Genomic DNA, 24,320 nt, shown 5'->3' on the forward strand with positions numbered 1-24,320 from the left:
GCATGGGATTTCTCTTTGAGCTGGATACCCCCGTGATCGTTGTGCTCGTGGTCTCGTTCTGCATCGCCGCGGGAGGGCAGCTGCTCCATGTGCTCTTCCTCTCGACGCATCGAGATGCGCGTCCCTTCTCGCTTGTCAAGCTCTACGAGGTGCTGCTTTTCGTGCATCTGCTGCTTGCGGCGGGCACGGCGAACAGCGTCCACAGCGGCTACGGTGTTGCGCTTTTCCGTCTGAAGGCGTTTTCGTTTCCCGTCGAGTCGCTTCTGTGGATAGACGCCGCGGCGGCGCTTTTGGGGCTTGCGCTGGCGATTGCGTACCGACGCCCCATCATGACGAGCGAGATTGCCCTCATGGCGCTTATCACCCCGCCGTCCATCGATATGCTGGGTCATCTGGTGCCGTATCTCTTCATTGGCGATGCGGCGTTCTTCGTTTTTCGCGTGGGAGCTGCGCTTACCCTCGATATGCGCGCCGGGCGGCGCTCCGTTTCGCGTTTATCGATTATCGATTCCATTCGGGCGCTGCCCGAGGGCGTCATCTGCGCCGATGACGAGGGGCGCATCCTCTTCATGAACGAGTCGATGCGCTCGTGCCTGACGGCGCTCGGTCTTGCGAGCGACCTTGCCGAGACGCGCGGGGTGTGGGAGGATCTCGAGGAAGTGGCGAACAAGGCGGAGGGGGGCGCGGACGCGGTCCTGCCCGAGGGCATTCGCCTCGAGATATCGTCCGACGAGACGAGGCTTTTCATGCGCGACCGGGTGCGGCTCGGCCACAAGGAGTACCGCCGAATGGTGGCCTTCGACGTGACCGAGGAGGAGTCCATCAACTCCGACATCGAGCGCATGAACCATTTTCTCGACGTGGCGAACACCGAGCTGGTCGCGGCCGTCGAGAACGCGCGAGAGATCTCGCGCAACGAGGCGATCTTGCGCATGCGCTCGCGCGTGCACGACACCGTGGGCCAGCGCCTGTCGATCCTCCACCGCTATCTGGAAGACGACGATCCCGACCCTGAGAAGCTCGCTCGCGTGGTCGAGCTCGCTCGCACGGTCGTTGAGGACCTCGCTGAGCCCGACGATATCGATGCCGAGGGCTCTCTTCGCGCGATAGAAAGCTCGTTTTCCCTCGTGGGCATTGCGATTTCAGTGGAAGGCGCGCTTCCCGAGCGACCTGAGGTCGCCATCGCCTTCGTTGACGTCGTGCGCGAGGCCGCGACTAATGCCGCCAAACATGGGCAAGCGCACCGAGTCGATGTCTGTCTCGGCAAATCATCAGGTACCTATACGCTTTCTGTCCAAAACGACGGTGCCGCCGCGCGCGGCGAGGTGCACGAGGGCACGGGGCTCCTTTCGATGCGCCAGGCGCTCTCGCGCGTGGGAGGCACGCTTTCCATCGTATCGACTTCTCCGTTCACTATCGAGGCCCAGGCGCCGTGCGTGCCGCTGCATGAAGGAGAGGACCAATGATCAAGATCGTCATCGTGGAAGACCAGACCATGCTACGCGACTCGCTCGCCCAGACCATCGACGCGCAACCCGACATGGAGGTGGTGGCCTCCCTCGGCGACGCCGCATTCGCGCTTGGCAAAGTGGAGAAGACGGGCGCCACCTGCGCTCTTCTGGATGTGTGTACCGAAAACGACTCAAGCGGAATCGTCGCCGCGCGCCGCATAAAGGAATCCCACCCCGAGGTGCGCGTCGTCGTCATGACGGGCATGCCCGAAATCACCTTCATCGAGCAGGCCCGTGCCGCGCACGTCGACAGCTTCGTGTACAAAAACGTTGGCACGAACGACCTTCTGGGCATCATCCGCTCCACGATGGAGGGCTATTCCACCTTCCCGCGTGCCCAGCAGAGCATCTTCTCGGACGCGGCTGCGCTGACCGATGTGGAGATCGATATCCTGCGCCTCGTGTGCGAGACCAAGATGCGCAAGGAAATCGCCCAGGAGCTCTTCCTGTCCGAGCGCACGGTTAAGCGCCACATCTCCGAGATTCTCGCGAAGACCGGCTACGACAACATCCTTCGCCTTGCGGTCCATGCGGTCTCAAGCGGGCTCATCGTCTCAAAATTGCGCGATGAGCAGGAGCCACGCTAAATCGTACCCTTCCCTTCCCGCACGAAATGGCCACGCGGTCGCACGTTGCGTCGCGCTGCGGGCCATAGGGTCGTTGCCGCAACGCCCCCTTTCCCTCACCATGAAGGCAACGAAAACTTCGTTGGATGCGCGGGAAGGAGTGCGGGTATGGGATTGTTTGGAAAGATCTTCGAGAAGAAGAGCTGCGATATCTGCGGAGGGGAAATCGGCTTGCTCGGCAACAGGAAGCTCGAAGACGGCAACCTGTGCAAAGAGTGCTCCAAGAAGCTCTCCCCCTTCTTCAGCGAGCGCAGGCGCTCGACGGTCGAGCAGATTAGCGAGCAGCTCGCCTACCGCGAGGCGAACAAGGACCGCGTCGCGGGGTTCAACACGACGCGCACGCTCGGCGGCGATACTAAGGTGCTCCTCGACGAGGACGCGCAGTGCTTCATCGTCACCTCCTCGTCGCGTTGGCGCGCTGCGAACCCGGACGTGATGGAATTCTCCCAAGTCACCGGGTGCGATTCGGAGGTTCGCGAGGCCCGCACCGAAATCTATCGCGAGAACTCCGAAGGCTGCCGGGAAAGCTACGATCCGCCGCGCTACGACATTGACTACGACGTGTACCTCACCATTCACGTGAACTCGCCTTATTTCGATGAGATCACCTTCAAGGTCAACGATGGCCGCATCGAGGAGCGCTACTCGGTGGAGTTCCGCGAGGCGGAGCGCCAGGCCAACGAGATCCGCGAGGCGCTCACGAGCCTGCGCGAGACGGTGCGCGAGAACGTTGCGGCGGCGAAGGCTCCGAAGGCAGCGGTGACCTGCCCGTTCTGCGGGGCCACCACAATACCGGACGCAAACGGGCGCTGCGAGTTCTGCGGCGGCGCGATTGGGCTTTAACGCTGCGGGCATCATCGTCGGGGTGGCAAGCTCCGGCGTGCACGATAGAGCGGCTGGAATGGGAAAGCTATTCGGAAAGGAAGTGCTACCATGAAATCGAAGTTGAAGGCATTGGGAGTTGTCGCATTCGCTCTCGCGCTGTGCTTTGCGCTCGTCGGCTGCGGCGGAGGCGACAAGGCAGACCCCAAGAAGGCGGTCATCGGAACGTGGGAGCTCTCCGAGTTCACGGACGCCTCTGAAGACGACTTGGCCATGATGAAGGCGTTCGACCTCACCGTCGAGGCGACCTTTGCCGAGGACGGCACGTTCAAGCTCGGTATGTTCGGCGAGACGATGGACGGCACCTGGGATGCCAAGTCTGCCGACAAGGTGTCCCTGACGATCGAGGGCGACAGCGTCGATGCGACGATCAAGGACGGCGTGCTCTCCATCGAGGTTGACGGCGAGGGCATGAAGTTCAAGAAGACGAGTGACGAGGTCAAGGACCTTCGCTCGAGCTCGACCAGCTCGAGCGGAACCGCTGGCGACTCGAGCGCGACGGACGATCAGGCAATCAAGGCCATCGACAAGGAGATTTACAGCGACGACAACATCTCCGTGATGGTTGTCGACAAGAAGCAGGACTGGCTTGACTCTTGCGGTTACACCCTGGTCATCACGAATAAGAGCACCGACGCGGCGATTGACGTCAGCGGCTCTTACGGCACCTGGATGGTAAACGGTAAGATGGTCAGCCCCTCCATCTACGAGACGATCCAGCCGAACGCATACGCCGAGACGTTCATGACCTTCATGGACGACAGCATCAAGAGCATCGACGACCTTGTGAACGTGCAGGGCTCCTTCGAGGTCATGAACTCCAAGACCTACGACGAGATCGTGACGTTCCAGGTTACGATGCCGTAGCGGAATAGCTCGATAGCGGCTCGCCTGCATCTGGTGCAGATGGGCTGACGCAAAAGGCGCCGCGTCCCGGTGAGGGACGCGGCGCCTTTGGGGCTTCGCGGGGATGGGCCCGGAGAGCCCGCGGCCGCATCTCGATCGGCTCGCCTGCTTGCCTAGGGCGAGCTAGGCAAAGGACAAACGGCCCGAAACGGAAGGGGCGGTCCGCCATCCGCTGCAAGTTGAAGCCCATTATCGCAGTTGAGACGGCTTCGAAGAGCACCTGTTTTCTTAACTGTTAAAAAGAATATTTATTGATTGCTTTATAGTCAAATAACTATAATTTCACGGTGAGTTTCAACCCATACGCAGGTAAAAACAAAACCGAAAGCTGGAGGGTAACGATGAGCGAGAACATGCGATCAGCCAACATCGATCGAAGGAGTTTTCTGAGGATATCCGCAGTCGGAGCGGGGTCGCTCGCCGCATACTCCCTCTTCGGATGCTCGACAGGCAAGCAAGAAACCAATGGAAATGAATCCGCAGCTCCCTCCGAAAAGGAGGAGTGGTCTTTCGTCGACCAGAACGGAAACGACGTCGCCGTGAAGGTGCCCTGCGAAAGGATGGTCGTTCTGCAGCATCACTCGCTCGACATTCTGTGTCAGCTGGGTGCCCAAGATCGCATCGTCGGTGTCGTTGACGGCTGGAAGAAGAATCTCGGAAGCTACATGACAGACGTCTTTCCCGGCATCGAGGGCATGCCCACCCCTGGCGGCCTGAAGGAATGGAACGTTGAGAACATCGCCGCGCTCACCCCTAACGTGGTCATCGCCGCCTCCCAAGCGCCTGAAGATGCCATCAAGCAGATTCGCGATCTCGGCATTCCCGTCGTGGTCGTCTCGTTGCGCGGAGAAGGAAAGCAGGAGGAGGCTCAGAATCCCCGACTCGCCAATGCGGATGCAGCATATACCGAGGGCTGCGAATGGGCCGTCTCAACGCTCGGAAAGCTTTCTGGCACGTCGGACAAGGCTGAGCTCCTTTGGAGATTCTGCACCGAGAGCCGCGACATCATCGAGAAGGCGGTCGGCGACCTGGCCGGCAACGAACGGCCTTCCGCAGCGGTTCTCGCCGATGGAATCGCATACGGAAACGACAAGTTCGTCGGATGCATGCTCGTTCGCGCAGGCGCTTCGAACGCAGTTGCTGCTGCAGGGGTCCAAGGCAACACCAAATACAACGCGGAACTGGTCGCATCATGGTCGCCCGACATCATCATCACCCAGGACCGCTACGACGACTTCGCTTCGATCACTTCCGATCCGCAGTACGCCGCGCTTCCCGCCGTGAAGAACGGCAAGGTCTTCAACGCCCCGTATTGGACGAAGCCGTGGGGCAATCCCGACGCCGACTCCATCGCGTTGGGCGAGCTGTGGATGGCTCACGTCCTGTACCCGAATCTCGTTTCCGCCGACCAGGTGAAGGAGCGCGCAGAGGACTTCTACGAGACCTTCTACGGGATTCCCTTCACCGGAACCGTCGAGTAGAGCGCTCGACGGTCCATAGAACCATGAAGGTAGGAAGCGAAACCATGCTGTGGCGGACTGCGACGAGAATCGTCCTCGTCGCTCTCCCCATCGCAGCCTTCTTCGTCTCCCTCTCCATCGGAGCCTACCAAGTCCCGCTTAGCGACGTGTGGTCAATCATGCTGAGAGCCGCATCGGGCACGCTGGCAGACAAGAGCAACCTTGCCGCGAACGTGATCCTGCAGACGCGGCTCCCGCGCGTGATCGCGGCTTCGCTTGTCGGGGCGGGGCTCGCCGTAGCCGGAGCGGTGTTCCAGGGCATCTTCAAGAACCCGCTCGCATCCCCTTATACGCTCGGAGTGTCCAACGGGGCGGGATTCGGAGCGGGACTTGCGATCATTCTGTCACTGGGGGCTGCGTCCATCCAGCTTTTCGCCGTCTGTTTCGGACTCGCAGCCGTCGGACTCACGTTCCTCATCGCAGCGCGAGGACGGAAGGATACCGTCACGCTTGTCCTTGCCGGCATGCTGATCGGCTCGCTCTTCGCCTCGCTCGTCTCGCTTCTCAAGTTCGTCGCCGATCCGACCGAAAAACTGCCGCAGATCGTGTACTGGATTATGGGAACGCTTTCAGGTGTGAGCATCGAGGAGATCGCGCGAATTCTCCCTCTCTTCATCGTCTGCATGACGCTCATCTTCCTGTTTCGATGGCGCATCAACGTGATGTCGATGGGCGACCAGGAAGCACGCTCTTTCGGCGTCGACGTGCAGTTCGATCGCACGATCGTCATCGGAGCGAGTTCCATGCTCACCGCACTCGTCGTCTCCGTTTCGGGGATAATCGGCTGGGTGGGCATCGTCATCCCCCATCTTTCCCGCATGCTCGTCGGGCCCGATTTCCGACGGCTCATCCCCGCCTCGGCATCGCTTGGAATATGCTACCTGCTCGTCATCGACGATATCTGCCGCACATTGACCTCAACCGAGATACCCATCGGAGTGATCACGGGAATCATCGGAGTCCCCATGTTCCTCTACTTCATCTACAAGAAGAAGGTGAACTGGTGATGCTCCTCGAAGTCGAAAGCGCCGAGTTCTCCTATTCCGCAGGCGAACGGAAGATTCTCGACGGAGTGTCGTTCTCCTACGAGTCGCCTGATACGCTCTGCATCCTCGGAAGCAACGGGCAGGGAAAATCGACGCTCCTGCAGTGCCTTATCGGCGGTTTCAAGCTGTCTGCGGGAACCGTGCTGATCGACGGGATCCCTGTGGAGAACTGGAAGCCTCGAGAGCTCGCCCGGAAGATCGCCTACATCCCCCAAACCCATGCGCCCAGCTTCGGGTACCCGGTTGTCGACGTGGTCACTATGGGATGCACGTCGCGCATGAAACGGCTGGCCAACCCCGGCAGAAGCGAACGCAGCCGAGCGATTGACCAGCTCGAATACCTGGGCATAGCCCATCTCTCCGATAAGCCCTACACCGACATATCGGGAGGCGAGCGCCAGCTTGTCATGATCGCATCGGCGCTCGCTCAGGCTCCTGAACTGCTCATCTTGGACGAACCGACCGCCCATCTGGACTTCGGAAACCAGTACAAGTTCCTTGAACTGGTAGAGCGCCTCCGCAGGCGCGGAATGGGGGTGCTCATGACGACCCACTTCCCCGACCACGCCCTTCTCCTGCAGGGAACGTGCGCGATTCTCTCTGACGGAAAGATACAATCGCTCGATGCAGCGGAATCCATCATCACCGACGAGTCGATGGCCCGGCTCTACGGCATCGAGGTACATGTTGAAAGCATCGGAGAACGCAAAGTCTGCGTTCCGGGGTCGCTTAACGGTCTATAATCCGGTTCTGCCTCGTTCTGACTGAACGACCAATTCCCCGATACCTTCCCATTGCCGGGCGATCGATGCGCGCTATCGATTTTCGCCATTGAGAGCCCCAAGGAAAATAATTGTCATTTCACCTGGGCGAACAAAGAAGAAAAACTATTTGATTCCGCCAGCTTCCAGCAATTATCCGAAGAAGATACCTTTCTTATCAGAAAAGGCGGTCTTATTGATGGGGATCGACCGCCGAAAGCGAAAAAAGGAGGGATCATGGCGGAGAAGACCGAAATTCTCAACTCGATGGATGAGGGGAAGACGAAAAGCGCCCATTCCGGAGTATCTCGTCGCGAGGCGATCAAACTCGGCGGCGCGCTTGGCTTCGGAACGCTCGGCATCGGACTGTTCGGCTGCGGAACCGGCGGCTCGAAAAGCGAGTCCTGGGATGAAACCGTCGACGTCGTTGTAGTCGGGTCGGGCTCGGGCGCCTACACCGCTTTGCGCACCCAGCATGCAGGGCTTTCCACCATCGTCTTAGAGAAACGGGACACCTCTGGCGGAGCGACATCGATGTCGTCGTCTGTTGTCTGGGCACCCTGCAACGACCTCATGCTCGCCGAAGGGAAGAAAGACTCGAAGGAAGAGGCGCTTACGTACATCGAAGCGGGCACGGGCGACACTTTCATGCCCGATCTTGCGGCCGCCTACGTCGATCATGTGAACGCTGCCGTCAAAAACTGCGCCGAACTCGCGGGCATCAAATGGAAGATTTGGCCTTCAAGCATCGATTACCTCAGCTTCCTCCCTGGAGGAAAGACCTACGGGCGCTCGCTGCTGCCCGACGCAGGAGAGGGAAAATCGAGCATCGGCGTGCTATCTGCCGGCATTCTTGCAGCCGCTGAAAGCGAAGGCGTCAAATTCATGAAGGGAACCCCTTGCACCGCCCTCGTTTCGCGTACTGCCGACGACGGCACCGTCGAGATCCTCGGCTGCGTAGCGAAAAAAGGCAGCAAGACCATCCGTATTCGCGCCAAGAAGGCCGTGGTGATGGCCACGGGTGGATTCGACTGGAATCAGCAGATGATGAAATCCTATCTGCGAACCCCTGCTCAGCACAGCTGGGGATGTTCGACCGATACCGGCGACGGCCACAAGATGGCAATGCGCGTCGGAGCCGACATGAACATGATGTCGGAAGGCTGGCTCTCCCCAGGCTATAAGAAGGAATTCGACGAATCGCGCGCAGCTGAAGCGAGCAACCTCTCGTCTCTGATCATGGACGACGCGAAACGAGGAATCATCTTCGTGAACAAACACGGAAAGCGCTTCACGAACGAATGCGCCAATTACGACAGCGTCGGACGTTCGTTCTGCGCCATCGAAAATGACGGGGAGGAACGCGGATGGAAGAACCTTCCCGCATTCGCGATCATCGACCAGGCTGCGGCGGATAGCCATACGTTCAACAAGGGAGAACTCGGCAAGCCCGGAGAAAGCTTCACCCGCTTCGAAACGCTTGAAGAGCTCGCCGATGCATGCGGAATCGACAAGCAGTCCCTTCTCGCTGAAGTTTCCCGTTACAACGAAAACGCCGAGATGGGATTGGATCCGGATTTCCAACGAGGTCAGGACTACTACGCTCAACAATCGACCTACTCGAGCAAGGGATTCGAAGGAGCTGCGCGAACGCTCGCTCCCCTGACGACGCCTCCGTTCTATGCGGCAGAAATCGTTCCCGTTCTGCTTGGCACCATGGGCGGAATAAAGGTCGATTCGTCTGCTCGCGCTCTCGACACCGACGGCAAGATCATCTCGCGCCTTTATGCCCAAGGAAACTGCGCTGGAGTCGGAGCGGGCGGGTCGATGTACGTCGGTGGCGGGGGAACGATAGGCCCCGCAATCGCGTTTGGAGAGATTGCCGCTTCCGATATCGAAACCCTCAGCGATTGGAAGTAGCTCCGTAACCGAAAGGAGAGATTGCCGCCGAGCCGTCCTCGTTCCGCCCAGCCCTCTACAGTGGCGGGGCAAGGGCGGCTCGGATAGATATCGGAACTCGTTGGAATTTCATAGCACGAACTTCTGGAAAGAAACACCGATGCGCCTCGGTTGGGTACAATCGCCTTGAAACATCGTTGCGGACATGACGAGTTGCATTTCGCGGTTCTTCGAACCGACTCGCCCCCTTCTTCTAAAGGATCGGATTCTATGCATGTTGACGACGACGCCTCCATCAATCGATCGGCTCACGGCAAAACCTCGGGCAACACCGAAAGGCTCTCGCATTGTCGGAACTGCGACGCCGTCGACGCGCTCATGCGCATGGCATGGAAGCATCCTGTTTGCCGAGATCACCTGGAAGATATGGTCGACCTCGGGGGACTTGATCCCCAATCCGTCTGGGAGGAGCTGATCGCTCGGCGAAGATCCATCGCATACTTCAATCCGTTTGCGAACGCCGTTTTCAAAGAAGAAAGCAGAAGCTGGCACACCGTTCCGGAAAGCCTTCAACTCACCTTGCGGAACATCGCCGAGTTGACCCGAAGCGGCTCCGCGTTGGACGTTCTGGCCAGCGAGAGAGAAGGAAAAAGGTTCATCACTCAGCAATATCTCGAGGAAATGATCGCCAACCTGCGATTCGATGGATATCACGCCGAATACGAGAACATCCGCGCAGTGCTGTTAGAAGAACGTCCCCCTATCTCGACATCGGAAACGCTTGCGCTGAATTTCCATCGGATAATGATGGGCTTCTCGCGATTGGAGGATAGAAGCTTCGACGAAGATCTGCTGAGAGATTTCTATGAGAGGCTCACCAGGGTCGATCCCCTCAACGATCCGATCGATACCACCCCGGAATTCAAACCTTCGTCACCGCTCGGCCTCGATTTTGAGAAGCAGGGCATTGAGGAGATCAGGAAACGCGCTTTGGGCAGCGCGATTAAAACCGCAAACTGGCAGGAGATCGAGGAAACCCGCCACCCCATCATGGTTTCGATGCTCGTCAACTGCCAATTTTGGCATGTTCCGATCTTCGAAGGTTGCAACAACCTCATGGGTTGTTTGGCCAGCCGGTTTTTCTTATACCGAGAGGGCTATCCCGTTTTCAGGTTTATCCCCAAAATCAGGATTCTTGAAAAATGGAAGCTTGGCCTGTACTCGGAGGAAGCAGAAACCACCTTCATCGACGCATTGGAAACCGCATATAGGGATCTGGATTGGACGGTGTACTACGACACCTTTATGAAACTGATGCTCGAAGAAGCGAGGACGCTTGATCATGCGCTCTCGATCAGAAGCAATATCGACGAGCAGGCGATCGAAGGCATCAGGAGGGTTCCGTACCTCAACTACCGTCAAACCGAAGTAGTGAAGGAAGCGGTGCTGGTTCCCGAGCGTGAGTTCCTTATTGCCGAGCATCAAAGAAGGTACGAAGTGGTTTACTCGACCGCTCGCGCCGATCTGGAACATTTGGCGAACATCGGGCTTTTCACTCGAAGAATTAAAGGGGCGGCTTATTCGTATCGGGCAGAAGCCGACCTCAAGAGCATCTTGATCGCTCAGCCTTAATCGAAACGGAGAGAACCTCGCGCGATCAACGAGAACAAAGCACGGCAACGCGTCTCGAAAGCGTCGGCCTCAGATGGCTTTCGGCCTTATCTCGATCGTCACGATGTCCCCGACCTCGGGTTCCGGCATCAGATTGCTCATGAGGAAGTACCCGTCCATGGAGTCGGCTTCCGCTGGATTCAGATGCGAGCTCGGTGCCGGATACGCTTCAAGCACGCCGTCGTCGCCCACTCCGAGTCGCACCTGGCGGACGCCGAAGAATTCCGATCCGGGCGCAACGACGCTCGGACGGTCCTCCCCCGACGCCTTCTCCCGCTTATGCGCGCGCTTTGCGCTGCCCCTTCTCGCCGGGAACGGCTCGGCAAGCCGGGCTGCCTGGAATCTCGGCTGCGTCGGCAGGCCCAGATACTTCCTGATAAGCGGGTAGATGTAGAAGTCAGCGGTAAAGGCCGCGCCGCCCGGAGGTCCCGAGATCCCCACTATCGGCGTCGATCCGACGAGCGCTCCCCAGCTGTGATGGCCAGGCCCATGGCTGGTCTGATGGTAGAGCACGCGGCCGACCTCTTCGAGCATTTCGACGTTCCAATCGTCAGAGCCTTTCGAGGATCCGGCGTTCAGCACGACGAAGTCGCAACGGCTTGCGGCATCCACCACCGCGCGCTTGATGGACTCCTTATCGTCCCGGACGATATCCCATACCACGGACTCGCCGCCCCAGCCTTCGATCTTCCCCGCAATCAGATAGCTGTTCGACTCGATGTTCTTTCCGATCGGAAGCTGACCGCCTGCAGGAAACAGTTCGTTCCCCGTGGGGATCACCGCGACGCGCGGTCGGCAGACCACGTCGACCTCGTCATGGTTGCCCATGGCAAGATAGGAGCAGAGAAGCGGGGAAAGCAGTTGGCCCTTCGAAACCAGCAGCTCCCCTTCCTTCAGCTTGCTGCCGATCTCGGACGTTCCCGCATATTGCTCAGAAGGCAAGGAAACGAACTCGATTTTCGAGAGATCGTCCGACAGCCTCACGTTCTCGATCACGATCGCGGTGTCGAATCCGTCGGGCATGGCGATGCCCGTGTTCGCGAACTCCCATTGAGTGCCGCGCCTCCATGTCGAGGTGTCCGGAGACCCGTCGGCAAAATCGGCCCAGCGGACTGCAACGGAATCCATCTTGCACGACCGGCTGTTTGGAAGATTCACCAGTGAGCGAACGTCGCATGAGGCGACCCTTCCCATCGCCTCCCGAAGAGGGATCCGCTCGGATCTCCGTGTGAAGCTCTCTGAGTCGAGCAGCAACCGGACCGCCTGGTCTCGGCTCACCTCAACATGATTGGAATGGTCTCTCATCGGTGATCCTTCCCGAATTTTCGAATATCGCCGCTCTAAATCAGACAAAACACGGTGCTTTAAGCATTCTTGAATAGGTATAACCTTTCGATACCATGCAGCGGCTTTCAGGTGACGTCTTCCCCCAAGGGAGAACAATTCTCGTCACTCGTAATATCAATAAGATGTTTTAATGCAAATGATCCGTCTTCCAAGACGAAAGAAAGCAGCCCCATGACACGCTACCGAATCCCCATTTCCATCTGGCTTGCCTTCAAAGCGGTCGCCATCGGACACATCTATGCAGATATCTTAGTTACCTTTATGGTTTTGCAGTTATTTCACTTATGAAAATTCTAACAGTTAAGGAGACGGGTGCTTTCTAGCACGCTCCCTCGATGACACCTTCCGCTAGCCGCCATGATGGTTCCAGCCAGCAAGGAACGTGCCCGGGCGCCCGGGCGGATGGGACGATCGTCCATGACGCGGGCGAGCCCCGTCGCGAAGGCCTGCGGCCACGGCCCTGCACGTCGAGGCGATGGCCATGGCGAGCAACCTGCGCCCGCGGCCGAAGCGGCGCCTTTGGCGCTTCGCGGGGATGGGCCCGGAGAGCCTGCGGCCGCACCTCGATCGGCTCGCCTGCTTGCCTAGGGCGAGCCGGGCAGAGGGCAAACGGCCCGAAACTGAAGAGGCGGTCCGCCATCTGCTGCAAGTTGAAGCCCATTATCGCAGTTGAGACGGCTTCGAAGAGCACCTGTTTTCTTAACTGTTAGAGAATAAATTTAGTATGCGATGTTGTCGACCTGTAAATTGCCGAGATTATTCCTGGAAGGCATGTCGTCTGCCGAATACTTCCTCGCAAGCTGGGCGCTGATACAGCGTGCATCCCCGCGATATCTCGTTTCCGTAGCGCACGGTGAACGAATCATCGGATAATTGATAGCTTAGATGCGTTCCGATTTCCGTATCATCGAGCTCCAGAAGCAATTGCCCTGTTCCATGCCAGAGGATCTCTTCGATTGCGTCCAATCCCACTTCGAACGTTCTTTTGATGATCTGCCTCGTCTCATTCGGCATCACCTTATGGGACGCATCTTATGGGAACGCTTTGCAACGGTTATTGAGGACTTCCGAGCCAACGTATGACTCAAGCAGCTCGAAAGGGAGCTCATCGTTAATGGACGAGCACCAGCTGATGCCCTCTAGCATCAGCGGAGGCCAGCCAGCATCCCCTTCGGCGTAGAAGCTCGATGACCAACCATCTCTGTAGCAGCAGTATTGCGATCTCTTGCCCATTTCCTCATTGGTGAGCCCGCGCATCGACTCAATGTTCTTTGCAGAGAGCAGCCCTTCGATCCTTTCTATTTGTGCTTCGTTAAGCTCGTAGCCCCTGCAGGACTCATTCTCTTCTGCGCGTTTGAATATCTCGTAGGCCGCTGTACGCTCGTCTTTATTGTTACTGAAAAGCAGCTTGATGTAGTCGGTCTTGCCGAGTGTCTCCCAATAGCGCAGTATGCCTTCGTCAAGATCGCAGGCGATGTAATAGTTCACGACTCCTGAGGCACTGAATGTGAATCGGCGGGCGCAGTTCTTCATCTCTTGGACACCTCCAAACCTCTCGTGATCCACTGTAAAACAAGAGACCGGTGGTGGTTGACCTTTTATGGGACAGGCGAGATGAAAGCTGGGGCGTCAATGGCGCTTGATCGATAGATTCTCTCCGATATCCGGAAAAACACAGTCTGTTCGATTGATGGATCGCCCTCCAGGGTCCATTATTAAGAGTCCTATTAACGAACATATGTTCCCATTGAATAAGGAGGTGCTCCGTGCGCGAGCGCGTGATCATGCACATAGACATGAACGCATTCTACGCGTCCGTCGCGCAGCACCTCGACCCGCGCCATCCAAGTGCGGGCCACGAACCTCTCCTCGATGGACGACCCGCTGCAGTGCGATTTGTTCGGGGACGCCGAGGATACGCTCAAGGCCGAGAGGTTCAACCTTGCCATAGACGGCAAGATCTACGCCATCGACGACGTGCGGAGCATCCGCCGCTCATCTTCGCGCAAGGTCGGTGGAGACGGCATCTGCTACACCATCCGCATCGGCGAGCGCATCATCCAGCTCTACTACGAGGATCCGCGCTGGTTCGTCGAGGAGTTACTAAGCGACGAGCTCGTCTCCTAGAAGCTCAGTTCCGTCCCACAGCGAGAGCGCCCCACCCTCCTCAGATTCCTGTAGGCGATCTTGTCTACGACGTCGGTGAAGCCCTGTCTCCGAATGCCTCCCTGTTCGTCAGCTGCACCCTTCGCACGCCTCTATCCAGACAACGCTCGCACCGAACCCGCGTTGCGCCGCAAGGCGTACATCTCCCCACGAAACCCGCACAAGCGACCATACATCTACCTGCGTCGTGATGCAGGTTTCGCGAAGACACGCGCTTGACTCCTTGCGGCTCGCGCAGAACCCGTGCAGGTCGTCTGGTCACAAGGCGGTGAGCAAAGGCCCATCGCAAAAGACCAAGGAGGCAAAATCATGGGAAACAGGGCAGTCATCACAACGCCGGACAAGAATCTGGCGCTCTACCTTCACTGGAACGACGGGCGCGACACGGTGGAACCGCTGTTTAGGTACTGCGAGCTGCAAGGGTATCGTCTCCCGAGCTCCGACAGCTACGGCGGGGCGCGGATCGCTCAGGTGATGTGCAACTTCTTCGGCGGCTCGACGAGCGTGGGGATAGACCATTTCAAGAACCTCGGCGACCAGGGCGACAATGGCGTCTACGTCATCGACGGATGGAAGATCGTAGGCCGCAAGGAGGTCTCATACGACGAGGACTGGAACGTCAACGGATGGCACAAAGATGCGGGCAGAGACGGTATCAGTGGCGGACATGAAAAGAGCGCTTTCGAGGAGAAGCTTCGAGAGATAGGCGGGCGCGTTATAGAGGAAACCAATATCCTCGGCATCGATGGAATGAAAAGCGTCCGGTACGAAGTGCCCAAAAAGGATAAGGCGGGGAATCCAACATCCGAAATGAGCACCATCTCCACACCCAAATCAGTCTATGACAAAAACGTCATTAGTGCTGAAGAGTACATGCGCCGTGGCCTCGAAGCCGCGAACAATGCGGCAACGGCCAATAATGGAAGTCTAAGCCGCAGCTGGAATGGCACAGACAACAACGGGATAAAATGGAAGGGGTACCTCGACGACAATGGAAATGTCAGCACTCTATACCCAACGATTTGAGGTGATTATCATGGATATCTGCGTATTGAAAGAAACAGACATCAGCGACCGTAAAGCCCAGTGGCCAGTTCTGTTTGCATTCGACAACGACAGCCCTGCCTTTGTTGAGCGAGCGCAGTCGTATGCGCGCGGTGAGGGCGTCTATAACGAGGACACCTCCACCAGCTTTTGGAACGAGCTAGACGATTAACGAGCATTTCGATGTCTCGTGCAGGTTCTGCGACAATCACTATGATATGACTCATCAAGAGTTTTACGGCTTTTTCGAGCTCGCGTGCGGGCGCTATCTCGAAATGGATCCTAGCGCAGCCGATGATCTCAAAAAGGCCCTGGGCGATTACCGAGAGAAGTTCCTCTTGTAAAGCGACTGGGCTTTAATCTAACGCCTCCGCAGGCAATTCCTGTGGGGCTTTGTGTTTCTATGCTCTCAAAACAGGGGCGCGGGGGATCCCCCGCTGGGCGAACGCGGCAAGATGCTGGCTGAATCTGCTTTGTGGGCGAATGCAACACAAAGCAGGCTACTCGCTAAGTTCGCCGTATGCACAACAGGGCCGAAGGCAAGGAGCCTGGCAGTGAGATGCGCGAAAGCGCGTCTGACGCCACGGGCTACTTACTGGATTCGGCACCTAAGTTCCTTGCCGTAAGCCAGGAAGACTCCCCGCCTGCGGTTCGAGCCTGGGCAGTCTTCCTGGCGGTTGCCCCAGGGCGCAAGCGCCCCAGGGCATCCGTAGGTGACCGCCTTCATGCCGCAAACACCCACCAGCTCCATGAGCTCTCCCGTTCGCCCTTCCCAGGGCGCTTTTCCTCAGGTGACATTATTCGCTCACCATCCCATGTTTCTTGAGATATGCGTCATATTCGCTGCCTTCAAGAACCTTGTCATAGGAGCCACTGACCACGTGAATCTTTGCGGTGTTGCTAACACCTGTTAGGAAATCCCGGAAATCCGGATTGATGTTTGCAAGCCTGTCGACTGTAGACCAGTCGAGCGTTTCTCTTTGCTGCGCCTGGAACAGAATCTCACTCTGCGCGGCATACTCGATATCGAGACGGATGACGCCGATACCGAACGCATTGGAAAGGCGCTGGAGATCCTCCAGGAAGTCCGAGTCGTTGGAAATGGATGAGGCCACGAGATAGCCCTCGTTTGCCCAACTGGAATTCGAGACGGCCTGGAAGAAGTATTCACGCAGCTTTCCGGTACTCAAGGACTTCTTAAGCTCGAACGAGAAGATTCTGTAGGGATTCACGCGCAAGGTGTCCTGCAGTTGAATCGTGCTTTCCTCGTAGTCGTTGAATGGGAAATACGCCCCGACCATATCGGGATGAGTCCATTTGTCGGAATTTTTGGATTTCTTGCTCGACACCTCGTGGTAGATGGTCTTTGCATAGCACCTGAAATGAGGATCGCTGCGCACGTATGTGGCGAGCAGAGGATGGAGGTCTCGCTCGCTCCAGCTTGATTTCGAGGCGCTGCGCGAAGGCTTGGCGTCGTCGACGTCGGTCTTCACATCGTCGCTTGCACCTTCAACCTCGCTCGCAGCGTACTGGAGCGCCTTAAGGCCGAAAAGCACTGGGTGCTTGCTCAGTTGAACGAATTCAGAGTCGGAGCTTTCCTTGATGTCCATGTAAAGCTGCGCCTGGATTGAGCGAGCCGGAGTTTTGCCTTTGGATCCAACCTTCTCGGCAAGACCAAGCTCGCTGGCTTGTTGCCAAATTTGATCGGCGCTCATGGGTTTTTTCTTGACGTCGAGAACCTCACGAGCCATATCCTTGAATGTATACCCGATCATTTTGCGCTCCTCTCGCTCGAGAGCTTCTCAACCAAGCACATACGGATATATGCGGAAAAGCTGACGCCGCTCAGCTTTGCCTCTTCGGCTGCAGCGTCTCGGAGGTTATCGGGGATGCGAATCGTCGTCGAGTGCATATCACCCTGTGAAAGATAGGTTTGAATCGCCGTTTTGTCGGCACCGTTTCCAATGAGTTCCCGATAGCTCATCTTTTCGCCTTTCGCGATATGTCTCACAAATGAATACATTTTATATCGTATCCAATGCACGCTATTCAGTGAATTGGCCGAAGGCTGTGCATCTCACCCAATGCGCAATAAGCATTCACGCCCCTATATTTCTAAGAATCCACCGCCCACCCTTGAGGGTTCTTCCCAATTTTTGAGGCTTCGCCAGTTTGTGTGGGTAGTTTTAGGTAGATTCCCAGATGACGCGGGGAATCTCGGCTAAGGTCTTTTCGCCGAAAAAAAAACCGCCGAGAGAAAGGCCCCGTCTACGACGTGCCGCCGCAGGCGCGCAGGTGGCGCGCGCTCGACTTCGGCGCCACGGAGGTCTTCCTTGAGTACAAGCTGCCCCGCGTCGAGGCCGTCAACAACAAGATCAAGCTCACGGTGCGCATGGGCTACGGCTTCCGCAACATCGACAACCTCATCGAGCTCGTCATGCTGCGCTGCTCGAATCTGCCGATAAAGCTGCCTGAAAGGGCTTAGGCCACTTGAAATCTACCCACACAAACTGGCGAAGCCTCACACTAAATTATAATTCGTAACACTTCCCAGTTGAAAATGAACTATTATAGAGGATAGGAAGTGCAAGTCCTTAAGAGGAAGGAAGTAGACATGGCTTGTTTTCTCGTACCCACAGGAGAGGCGATCGTTGCCAGCATAGTGAAGAACCGCGTCTCCGCAAGCGAGGAGCGCACCGAGCCGGAGGCTGCCGAGACCGGCCTTACAGCAGACGGCAAGTTCACCTGGAAGAAGAAGCTCTCCTGGCTCACCACGATGCTCTGGGGCGGCGCCATCCTGCTCTGCCTTGAGCACATCTGGCACGGCGAGGTCGTCTTCTACCCGCCGTTCCTCACCGCTATGGCAGATCCGGCTGACACCGCCGTCATGCTCTCGGAAATGGGCACCGTCGGCGTCGGCATGGCTGTCATGGTCACGCTCATATGGGTCGCCATGATCCTCATCGCAGACCATGCACCTGCCATCAAGCGCGCGCTCGTATCTGCAAAGGAGGCATAGCATGACGCTCGTTATCACAGGCATCGCCGCCATCATCGCGACAATAGTCCTATACGCAAAGCCCGTGCTCGCGCAAAGGTTCCATATCGGCGTGCTCGCCCTCATGTATTGGGGCGCTTCCCTCATGTGGTGCGTGGACGGCTTCGCAACCCTTGCCGAGGGCGAGGGCTTCATCGAACTCTCCGACGCGGCAGCCATGTCAGACGACGTGCTTCTCGGCGTGTGCGTAGTCGTTCTAGGTCTTGTTGTATGGGGCATCGTCTGCGCCGTCAAGAACCGCAAATCCAATACGGCTGCCGCAGCATAGTGTTCGCGATCAAAAGGAGAAAACCATGAAGTCAAGAGAATAGTCGTAGCCGCGCTTGCGCTCTGCCTCGCAGCCTGCGCACTTGCTGGCTGCTCGTCAAACGTCGAGCTCGCCATCTGCTATGCGTATTTCGACGGTGCAACCGTCTACCCAGATGCCTTCAAGGCCGTCGATCTCACGAAGAAATACGACGAGATCTTCTCCATGATGCTGGGTGCGGACTACTACGAGAAGATGAAGTCGCTCGGCATGGACTTCATGAAGCTCTCCTTCAACTAAGCAGTTCTTAGGGATGCGAAGGGATGGAGACGAGGGACGGCCGCACGGCCCGAATGAACTCGGATGCGCAAAGCACCAGGGGCGCATATAAGGGATACGTGCGCCATAAGCTGCTTGTGATAGCGGTCCTCGTCTTCATAGTCTTCGCGCTGGCAGGCGCTTCGATAATGACGGGGCCTGCAGGCCTCGGGCTTGCAACGTCATTGCTGCAATCTTCGGATAGGGCGACCAGTACAACGTGATCGTCGTATGGAACCTCCGCATGCCGCGCATCCTCACGACCATCATTGGCAGATGTCCCTGTCTCTGGCCGGATGTGCTTTCCAGTCCGTCTTACGGAACTCCCTCGCTTCGGCAAGCACGCTCGGCATATCGCAGGGTGCTGCCCTGGGCGCCTCCATCGCAATCATCGTCTTCGGGGTCGGCTGATCGTCTGCCGCCTACGAAGGCATACCCTCGAGGCAGTCACGCCACATCTATGACTTAAAGAAGCTCAGCGGTGCGGTGGGCATGGATGACGATTTGCTCAACCTGATGACTGTCGTCAGAGATCAGCGCGTCGGTGGCTTTCGCTGTCCTTCAGCTGACGCAAGCGTGAACATCCCAGCCGCGCTGCGCGAAATCGTTTCCACTGCCGCATACAAAGCAGACTATGAGCGCCTCACGATGCCGTTACTCTATGAGGAAATATCCTACGGTGACGCCATCGGCATGCTTGAGCTGATAGCTCGGTCGCTCGAAAAGGACGAACGCTTCGCCTGATGGCGGCTTAGCGGTTGCATCCAATTGTCCTTTAGCGAGATTGCCAGTAAACTTGCCAAAGGACACCCAGCAACCCAGCAAGTTCCTAGTCGCTTAGCATCTTCTTTACTGTCTTTCTTCGCTCGGCTTCTTCGAGGGCTTCGGCAGCCCTTAGCTGAACAATTTACCTGTTGGTTGTATTAAGTGTTGGCGTTGCCTCAGAGAAGGGTCCACATCTGCAAGAACGATATTATCTGCCTTGAAGCGCTGATGCGAACTAGCGAAGCAGGCCGACATGTCCGAATCCGCAAGCATGCCGCCTGCACTCAGCAAGCGCACGCCAGTTATCATCAGCGCGCCTTCCCTCTTGGACAAAAATTGAAACTCAATCCGGCTGAGTTTCGTTTGAGTTTCGGTTTTTGTCCCAGTAACGTGTCGCCATGTCCAAGCAGCAATACAATTTAGAGCAGTCTATACAGCAGGTGAAAAATGCGTTTTACTGAGTGGAAATAAGCTGATAGGGCTTTGACCTGCATTTTTGAATGCCGCATAGTGCCGCTGAGCTTCGTTTCGTACGAGGGTCACGGCAAAGCCACCAGCGACGGCGGTGAGTAAATACGGTAACTGAGCCTACGTTCCCGCGTTGGAACGGAGGCTTTTTCTTTGCCTTTTTACTCCCTTTCACCTGCGATTTTTATGCCCCCACAGAAAAAGAAAGACGAAAAAACGGTATAGCCGTATTTCACGACTATACCGTTTTTTTCGGGATTACAAACTCCCTAAGTTGTACTGTCTAGCCTATTGGTCGCTATTTTTCCTAAGCCTCAGTGCTAGTGCTGAAAGCGCAGATCCTATTAGCGCCATAACACATACATAGAATGAGGTACTCATTGCATCGCCAGTTTCTGGTACAACAATTGCAGGAGAATTTATCCTCTTATTTCCTGTATTTTCATTTACAGAACCTGGCGTTACTGTTCCTGGGTTCTTTGGATCTTTCGGGTTGTCCGCTTCCGCGAAGGTCCAGGAGCCCGTGATGGTCGCGTTCCCGTCGCCCATGGTGCCGTTGTTCGGGTCGGTCCAGCCGCTGAAGGTCCACGTGCCCTTCTTGCCGTCCTTCTCGCCTTCTACGGTGTCGCCCGCCTTGTAGGTGGCGTCCACGTCGTAGTGGTCGCCCTTGTAGTAGCTGCCTGTATCCTTCGGCGCGTCCTTCCCGGCCGGCGCGTCAGCGCCCCAGTCGTAGCTCACTCCGTACTTCGGAGCTTCCGCGAAGGTCCAGGAGCCCGTGATGGTCGCGTTCCCGTCGCCCATGGTGCCGTTGTTCGGGTCGGTCCAGCCGCTGAAGGTCCACGTGCCCTTCTTGCCGTCCTTCTCGCCTTCTACGGTGTCGCCCGCCTTGTAGGTGGCGTCCACGTCGTAGTGGTCGCCCTTGTAGTAGCTGCCTGTATCCTTCGGCGCGTCCTTCCCGGCCGGCGCGTCAGCGCCCCAGTCGTAGGTTACACTATACGACGGGCTATCTTTCCAAATGGCTTTGACTTGCGTATCTTTGTCAACCGTAATTTCAGTGCCTGGCGCTAATTTTTCGCCATTCACTTCCCAGGTGTCAAATTCCTGATTTTCCGGAGCGATGAAAGCATTGTCAGAAAGCTTATATTTCACTCCCTTGTTCAGTTCCTTGCCGTTCGTAACTCCGGTACCGCCATTAGCATCATAGGTTACCTTGGCCGTTTCCAATTTCTTACTTGCTTGATTGGATGTGAGAGGATCGCTGTCTCCCTCAAGACCGCCTTTGTCTTTAGCGGTGGCGGTGATAGTGTCGCCGACGGCTAAATCTTTAATCTGCAGGGTTACTACCCCAGTATCCGCATCAACGGTCGCACCATCCGATGTCCACGCGGTCTTACCTGTGGTAGCGTCTACGGTTCGCGTTGCGGTGACAGTTTTCTCCGCGCCCGATTCGTCCTTATACGTAATCGTGTAGGACGCCAAATCGGTATCATCACCGGGATCTTTGTAAGCTGGCGGGGTAATAGTTACTTCACCCTTATCCGTATCTACCGCAATCGCCGGAGATTTAGGTGCAATATTCTTCACCAGATCTTTGGCAGGGAATTTAGTGACTTGGGATTCATCTATCACTTGATAGGTTCCATCCTGATTTTTGCCGGGGACGAACACTCCACCATTGTTCCAATCCCAGGTACCCTCTACGTTAGATGGATTTATAATCCTTGCATTTCCCTCTTTGTCAAATTCGATAAGGGCAAGTGTACCTTCCCAATCCCCAGTTCCATCGGGGAGTTTAGATACGCCATGTACCGTATTGGCATCTCGAATAGCTTTATCAATGGCTTGTTTATCCGCATCCGTTAATTTGTGAGGATCTCTCACGGCGACTTTGTCGGGGGTTGTTACTACCGGCTCAGACTTCGCGCAAGAACGGAATTTATGTGGCTCTTTGACAATGATACCGAACTTTTTTCCGAGTTTTAAATCATCATCATTGATTGGGAAAGTAACTTTTGTTCCGTCAACGGATACTGCTTGAGACATCTCTCGCGATGTCGATTTGTCCACTATACATTTTCCACCTTCACAGAAACTATTGTCCTCGTTATCCGTAAAATTGTTGACAAAATAAAACTTCGTACCTGCGGCAATCTCTTTATCAAACGTAACGATAATCTGTCCATCTGTTACCTGGACTTTTTGTATTGTCGGAGCAGCAGATGTTTCCGTTACCGTTTTGATTTTTAGGTCCGGAGCTTCAATTTTCCCGGAGGTTGATCCATCGGTATAGGTCACTTCATAGTAGGCATGATCCGTGCCATCGATAGAGAATTTAACACTCTTAAAGTCGCTCGCAATGCTCGGATTGGCGTTCTTCAGCATTTCAATAGCTTCTGCTTGCTCATCGTTATTTATCTGGTTGGAGCTCGTTTGTTCAATCCAGATTTCGTCGGCGGGCATCTTCAATTTGTCTTTATTCTCGGAGGCTTTTGATGGCTGAGCATTTGCGGTCACCACATCAGAGGTAGCGCCATCCAAAGTTTGATAGGCAGTGACGGTATCGCCTGCCGCAACAGTAACGCCGCCAGGTAGATTTACCGTCCAACTAGTTCCACTTTTAGGGGTAACGGAAGCAGTGGCTTTTACGTTACCGTTCTTATCTTTTAGGGTCACATATACAGTCGATCTTACAGTATCTTTGCCAACTCTTTTTCGTTGTACATTAGCGCCAGAAATAGTTGTGGCATCGTAAAAGACTTTGCCAATGGTCGGTGCCGGTAAAGTTGATTGACGCACGGGTTGATCAATAATCTCCGGCCCGATCTCTAGCCCATCACCCTGTTCCTCGTTGGATTTGATACTTGATGGTTCTTCCTTTACAGGAGTGACAATTTGATTTTCAGACTGAGATTTGTCTTGCGAGTTTTCGGCATACGCAATTGGTGTCCATGACATAAACGAAATCATCAGGGACATTAATACAAGCGAAAAACCTCTGATAACATTTTTATGCTTTTTTGTTTTCATAATTACTTTACCCAACTACGGTATAGCGTTGGATTTTCCTTTCTCTGACGTTTCCTCTCAGTTTGATTAGCTCCAAATAATTTTTTACAAAGTATTGTAGATTTGTTTTCACCTTTGAGTATTATTTACGCCTTTCATTACAAATGAATACGTCATACAACTCTAATGAAGGATAACTATACGCTCGCTACATCTCAATCGTGGACTCATTTTTATTTTTTATCAAAAGAGGACACTTGATCCTTTGCCATTTTGGCTCTTATTGCCATTTGGGACTGCGGCGGTTTTTCTGGATTATCCAACATTGCCTTTAAACCTTGGATGCTTTTGGTAGCAAACCAAGGCTTCGTCGATGCTGGCGTGGACTCAGATAACCCAAATCGCTCTTAAGACGAACATCACGATACCGTCTCAGGTACTCATCAAGCATACAGACGAACTTATCAAGACCAATACCACCCCAGTTTTCCCAGAAGAGAAACTCTCCCTTGAGCCCGCCAAAGAAACCTTCAGCGCGAAAGAGATTCCCGCCGACAAGAAGCGCGAGCTTATCAACGCGTTGCTTGATTTCGCCCGCTAGAGAAGGGACTGCATGCGATGGCATTTGACGTCGGCCCGCTACGAGGAGATCCGCTCCACCGTGGCTGACCTCATCGAGGATTGGGGGCATCGACGTCTATCCCTTTTCTGTCTGGGAGCTCGTACGCCGCATGGGCATCCGCACCATTCGCTACTCTGAGCCACCTTAATGGCTGCGTGTCGAGGTTGAGCTTTACTGGCCCGACGCCATCACCATCTACCCGCCCGGCTTCAACCCCGCCGGGACCGCCATTTTCTACAACGACCGCCAGGACCGGGAACACATCCGCTTCACCGTCGCGCACGAGCTCGCGCACCTTGTCCTTATACGCCCGGACACCGGCGAGGACATATACAAGCACGAGACGGACATCTTCGCCAACTACCCTCTCGCCCCTCAGCCCCACTTGTGCTGCGAGACTCGAGGCTCGATGTCGAAGCCATCCACGACGACTTCCAGGTGAACTACAGCTGCGCGC

Annotated in this window: 25 protein-coding genes; 18 read left to right on the top strand and 7 right to left on the bottom strand. The window is 55.9% G+C overall.

The window, feature by feature from the left end; genetic code table 11:
* Positions 1–2 precede the first annotated feature (2 nt).
* From EIH26_RS06435 to EIH26_RS06475, 9 genes are all read left to right on the top strand, one after another.
* Positions 3–1,466, top strand: coding sequence for a hypothetical protein (locus EIH26_RS06435; RefSeq protein WP_124061395.1), 1,464 nt, complete (start codon positions 3–5; stop codon positions 1,464–1,466).
* Complete coding sequence (locus tag EIH26_RS06440) at positions 1,463–2,098, top strand: response regulator transcription factor (RefSeq protein WP_124061396.1); 636 nt, start codon at positions 1,463–1,465, stop codon at positions 2,096–2,098. Before EIH26_RS06435 ends, EIH26_RS06440 begins: the two co-directional genes overlap by 4 nt.
* A 147-nt stretch (positions 2,099–2,245) precedes the next feature.
* Positions 2,246–2,980 carry a DUF4428 domain-containing protein gene (locus EIH26_RS06445; RefSeq protein WP_124061397.1) on the top strand — a complete coding sequence of 245 codons (735 nt, stop codon included), beginning with the start codon at positions 2,246–2,248 and terminating at the stop codon, positions 2,978–2,980.
* 90 nt (positions 2,981–3,070) lie between these two features.
* A complete protein-coding gene (locus tag EIH26_RS06450) occupies positions 3,071–3,886 on the top strand; it encodes a hypothetical protein (RefSeq protein WP_124061398.1) in 816 nt (271 codons plus the stop codon).
* A gap of 380 nt (positions 3,887–4,266) precedes the next feature.
* Positions 4,267–5,406: an ABC transporter substrate-binding protein gene (locus EIH26_RS06455; RefSeq protein WP_206424691.1), complete on the top strand. Its 1,140-nt coding sequence runs from the start codon at positions 4,267–4,269 to the stop codon at positions 5,404–5,406.
* 44 nt (positions 5,407–5,450) lie between these two features.
* Positions 5,451–6,452: an iron ABC transporter permease gene (locus EIH26_RS06460; protein WP_124061399.1), complete on the top strand. Its 1,002-nt coding sequence runs from the start codon at positions 5,451–5,453 to the stop codon at positions 6,450–6,452.
* Positions 6,452–7,234: an ABC transporter ATP-binding protein gene (locus tag EIH26_RS06465; protein WP_124061819.1), complete on the top strand. Its 783-nt coding sequence runs from the start codon at positions 6,452–6,454 to the stop codon at positions 7,232–7,234. The genes EIH26_RS06460 and EIH26_RS06465 overlap by 1 nt, the downstream gene beginning before the upstream one ends.
* A 255-nt stretch (positions 7,235–7,489) precedes the next feature.
* The gene (locus EIH26_RS06470; protein ID WP_241152793.1) at positions 7,490–9,172 is read left to right on the top strand and encodes an FAD-dependent oxidoreductase; all 1,683 of its coding nucleotides are present in this window, start codon (positions 7,490–7,492) and stop codon (positions 9,170–9,172) included.
* A 150-nt stretch (positions 9,173–9,322) separates the two neighbouring features.
* Entirely contained in the window at positions 9,323–10,783 is a 1,461-nt protein-coding gene (locus tag EIH26_RS06475; protein ID WP_124061400.1) for a hypothetical protein, read from the top strand.
* A 69-nt stretch (positions 10,784–10,852) separates the two neighbouring features.
* Here EIH26_RS06475 and EIH26_RS06480 read toward each other — a convergent pair whose 3' ends face one another.
* Together EIH26_RS06480 and EIH26_RS06485 are read right to left on the bottom strand one after the other, a co-directional pair.
* Positions 10,853–12,127 carry a molybdopterin molybdotransferase MoeA gene (locus EIH26_RS06480; protein WP_124061401.1) on the bottom strand — a complete coding sequence of 425 codons (1,275 nt, stop codon included), beginning with the start codon at positions 12,125–12,127 and terminating at the stop codon, positions 10,853–10,855.
* A gap of 1,074 nt (positions 12,128–13,201) precedes the next feature.
* Positions 13,202–13,657 carry a hypothetical protein gene (locus tag EIH26_RS06485; protein ID WP_124061402.1) on the bottom strand — a complete coding sequence of 152 codons (456 nt, stop codon included), beginning with the start codon at positions 13,655–13,657 and terminating at the stop codon, positions 13,202–13,204.
* A 384-nt stretch (positions 13,658–14,041) separates the two neighbouring features.
* Here EIH26_RS06485 and EIH26_RS06490 point away from each other — a divergent pair, with 384 nt between their 5' ends.
* The 3 genes from EIH26_RS06490 to EIH26_RS06500 all read left to right on the top strand — a co-directional run bounded on the left by EIH26_RS06490 (position 14,042) and on the right by EIH26_RS06500 (position 15,551).
* Positions 14,042–14,296, top strand: a complete 255-nt coding sequence (locus EIH26_RS06490; protein ID WP_124061403.1) for a hypothetical protein — start codon at positions 14,042–14,044, stop codon at positions 14,294–14,296.
* Positions 14,297–14,644: 348 nt separating this feature from the next.
* Entirely contained in the window at positions 14,645–15,361 is a 717-nt protein-coding gene (locus tag EIH26_RS06495) for a CdiA family toxin C-terminal domain-containing protein (RefSeq protein ID WP_124061404.1), read from the top strand.
* A 10-nt stretch (positions 15,362–15,371) separates the two neighbouring features.
* Positions 15,372–15,551, top strand: coding sequence for a hypothetical protein (locus EIH26_RS06500; protein WP_124061405.1), 180 nt, complete (start codon positions 15,372–15,374; stop codon positions 15,549–15,551).
* 420 nt (positions 15,552–15,971) lie between these two features.
* Here the strand turns inward: EIH26_RS06500 and EIH26_RS08450 are convergent, their stop codons facing one another.
* The 3 genes from EIH26_RS08450 to EIH26_RS08690 are packed head-to-tail and all read right to left on the bottom strand — an operon-like array spanning position 15,972 to position 17,402.
* Positions 15,972–16,130 (bottom strand): hypothetical protein, encoded by a 159-nt coding sequence (locus tag EIH26_RS08450; protein ID WP_206424693.1) that lies wholly within the window; start codon positions 16,128–16,130, stop codon positions 15,972–15,974.
* Positions 16,131–16,176: 46 nt separating this feature from the next.
* A complete protein-coding gene (locus EIH26_RS06505) occupies positions 16,177–17,130 on the bottom strand; it encodes an HTH domain-containing protein (protein ID WP_164471003.1) in 954 nt (317 codons plus the stop codon).
* A 20-nt stretch (positions 17,131–17,150) separates the two neighbouring features.
* The gene (locus tag EIH26_RS08690) at positions 17,151–17,402 is read right to left on the bottom strand and encodes a YlcI/YnfO family protein (RefSeq protein ID WP_124061407.1); all 252 of its coding nucleotides are present in this window, start codon (positions 17,400–17,402) and stop codon (positions 17,151–17,153) included.
* Positions 17,403–17,654: 252 nt separating this feature from the next.
* Between EIH26_RS08690 and EIH26_RS06515 the strand changes: the two genes are divergently transcribed.
* From EIH26_RS06515 to EIH26_RS06535, 5 genes are all read left to right on the top strand, one after another.
* Positions 17,655–17,864 (top strand): transposase, encoded by a 210-nt coding sequence (locus EIH26_RS06515; protein ID WP_124061408.1) that lies wholly within the window; start codon positions 17,655–17,657, stop codon positions 17,862–17,864.
* Between the two features lie 129 nt (positions 17,865–17,993).
* Entirely contained in the window at positions 17,994–18,398 is a 405-nt protein-coding gene (locus tag EIH26_RS06520; protein ID WP_124061409.1) for a hypothetical protein, read from the top strand.
* Position 18,399: 1 nt separating this feature from the next.
* On the top strand, positions 18,400–18,705 hold the full coding sequence (locus tag EIH26_RS06525) for a hypothetical protein (protein ID WP_124061410.1): 306 nt from the start codon (positions 18,400–18,402) through the stop codon (positions 18,703–18,705).
* 573 nt (positions 18,706–19,278) lie between these two features.
* Positions 19,279–19,413, top strand: coding sequence for an iron chelate uptake ABC transporter family permease subunit (locus EIH26_RS08695; protein WP_370453767.1), 135 nt, complete (start codon positions 19,279–19,281; stop codon positions 19,411–19,413).
* Positions 19,414–19,494: 81 nt separating this feature from the next.
* Positions 19,495–19,746 (top strand): hypothetical protein, encoded by a 252-nt coding sequence (locus EIH26_RS06535; RefSeq protein ID WP_124061411.1) that lies wholly within the window; start codon positions 19,495–19,497, stop codon positions 19,744–19,746.
* A gap of 777 nt (positions 19,747–20,523) precedes the next feature.
* Here the strand turns inward: EIH26_RS06535 and EIH26_RS06540 are convergent.
* Together EIH26_RS06540 and EIH26_RS08700 are read right to left on the bottom strand one after the other, a co-directional pair.
* Entirely contained in the window at positions 20,524–23,277 is a 2,754-nt protein-coding gene (locus EIH26_RS06540) for an SHIRT domain-containing protein (protein WP_124061412.1), read from the bottom strand.
* A gap of 295 nt (positions 23,278–23,572) precedes the next feature.
* On the bottom strand, positions 23,573–23,932 hold the full coding sequence (locus EIH26_RS08700) for an IS3 family transposase (RefSeq protein ID WP_124061413.1): 360 nt from the start codon (positions 23,930–23,932) through the stop codon (positions 23,573–23,575).
* A 160-nt stretch (positions 23,933–24,092) separates the two neighbouring features.
* Here EIH26_RS08700 and EIH26_RS08705 point away from each other — a divergent pair, with 160 nt between their 5' ends.
* Positions 24,093–24,305, top strand: a complete 213-nt coding sequence (locus tag EIH26_RS08705; protein WP_370453768.1) for an ImmA/IrrE family metallo-endopeptidase — start codon at positions 24,093–24,095, stop codon at positions 24,303–24,305.
* The last annotated feature ends 15 nt before the right edge of the window (positions 24,306–24,320 follow it).

It is taken from the genome of Gordonibacter sp. Marseille-P4307 (assembly GCF_900604965.1).
GTDB lineage: Bacteria > Actinomycetota > Coriobacteriia > Coriobacteriales > Eggerthellaceae > Berryella.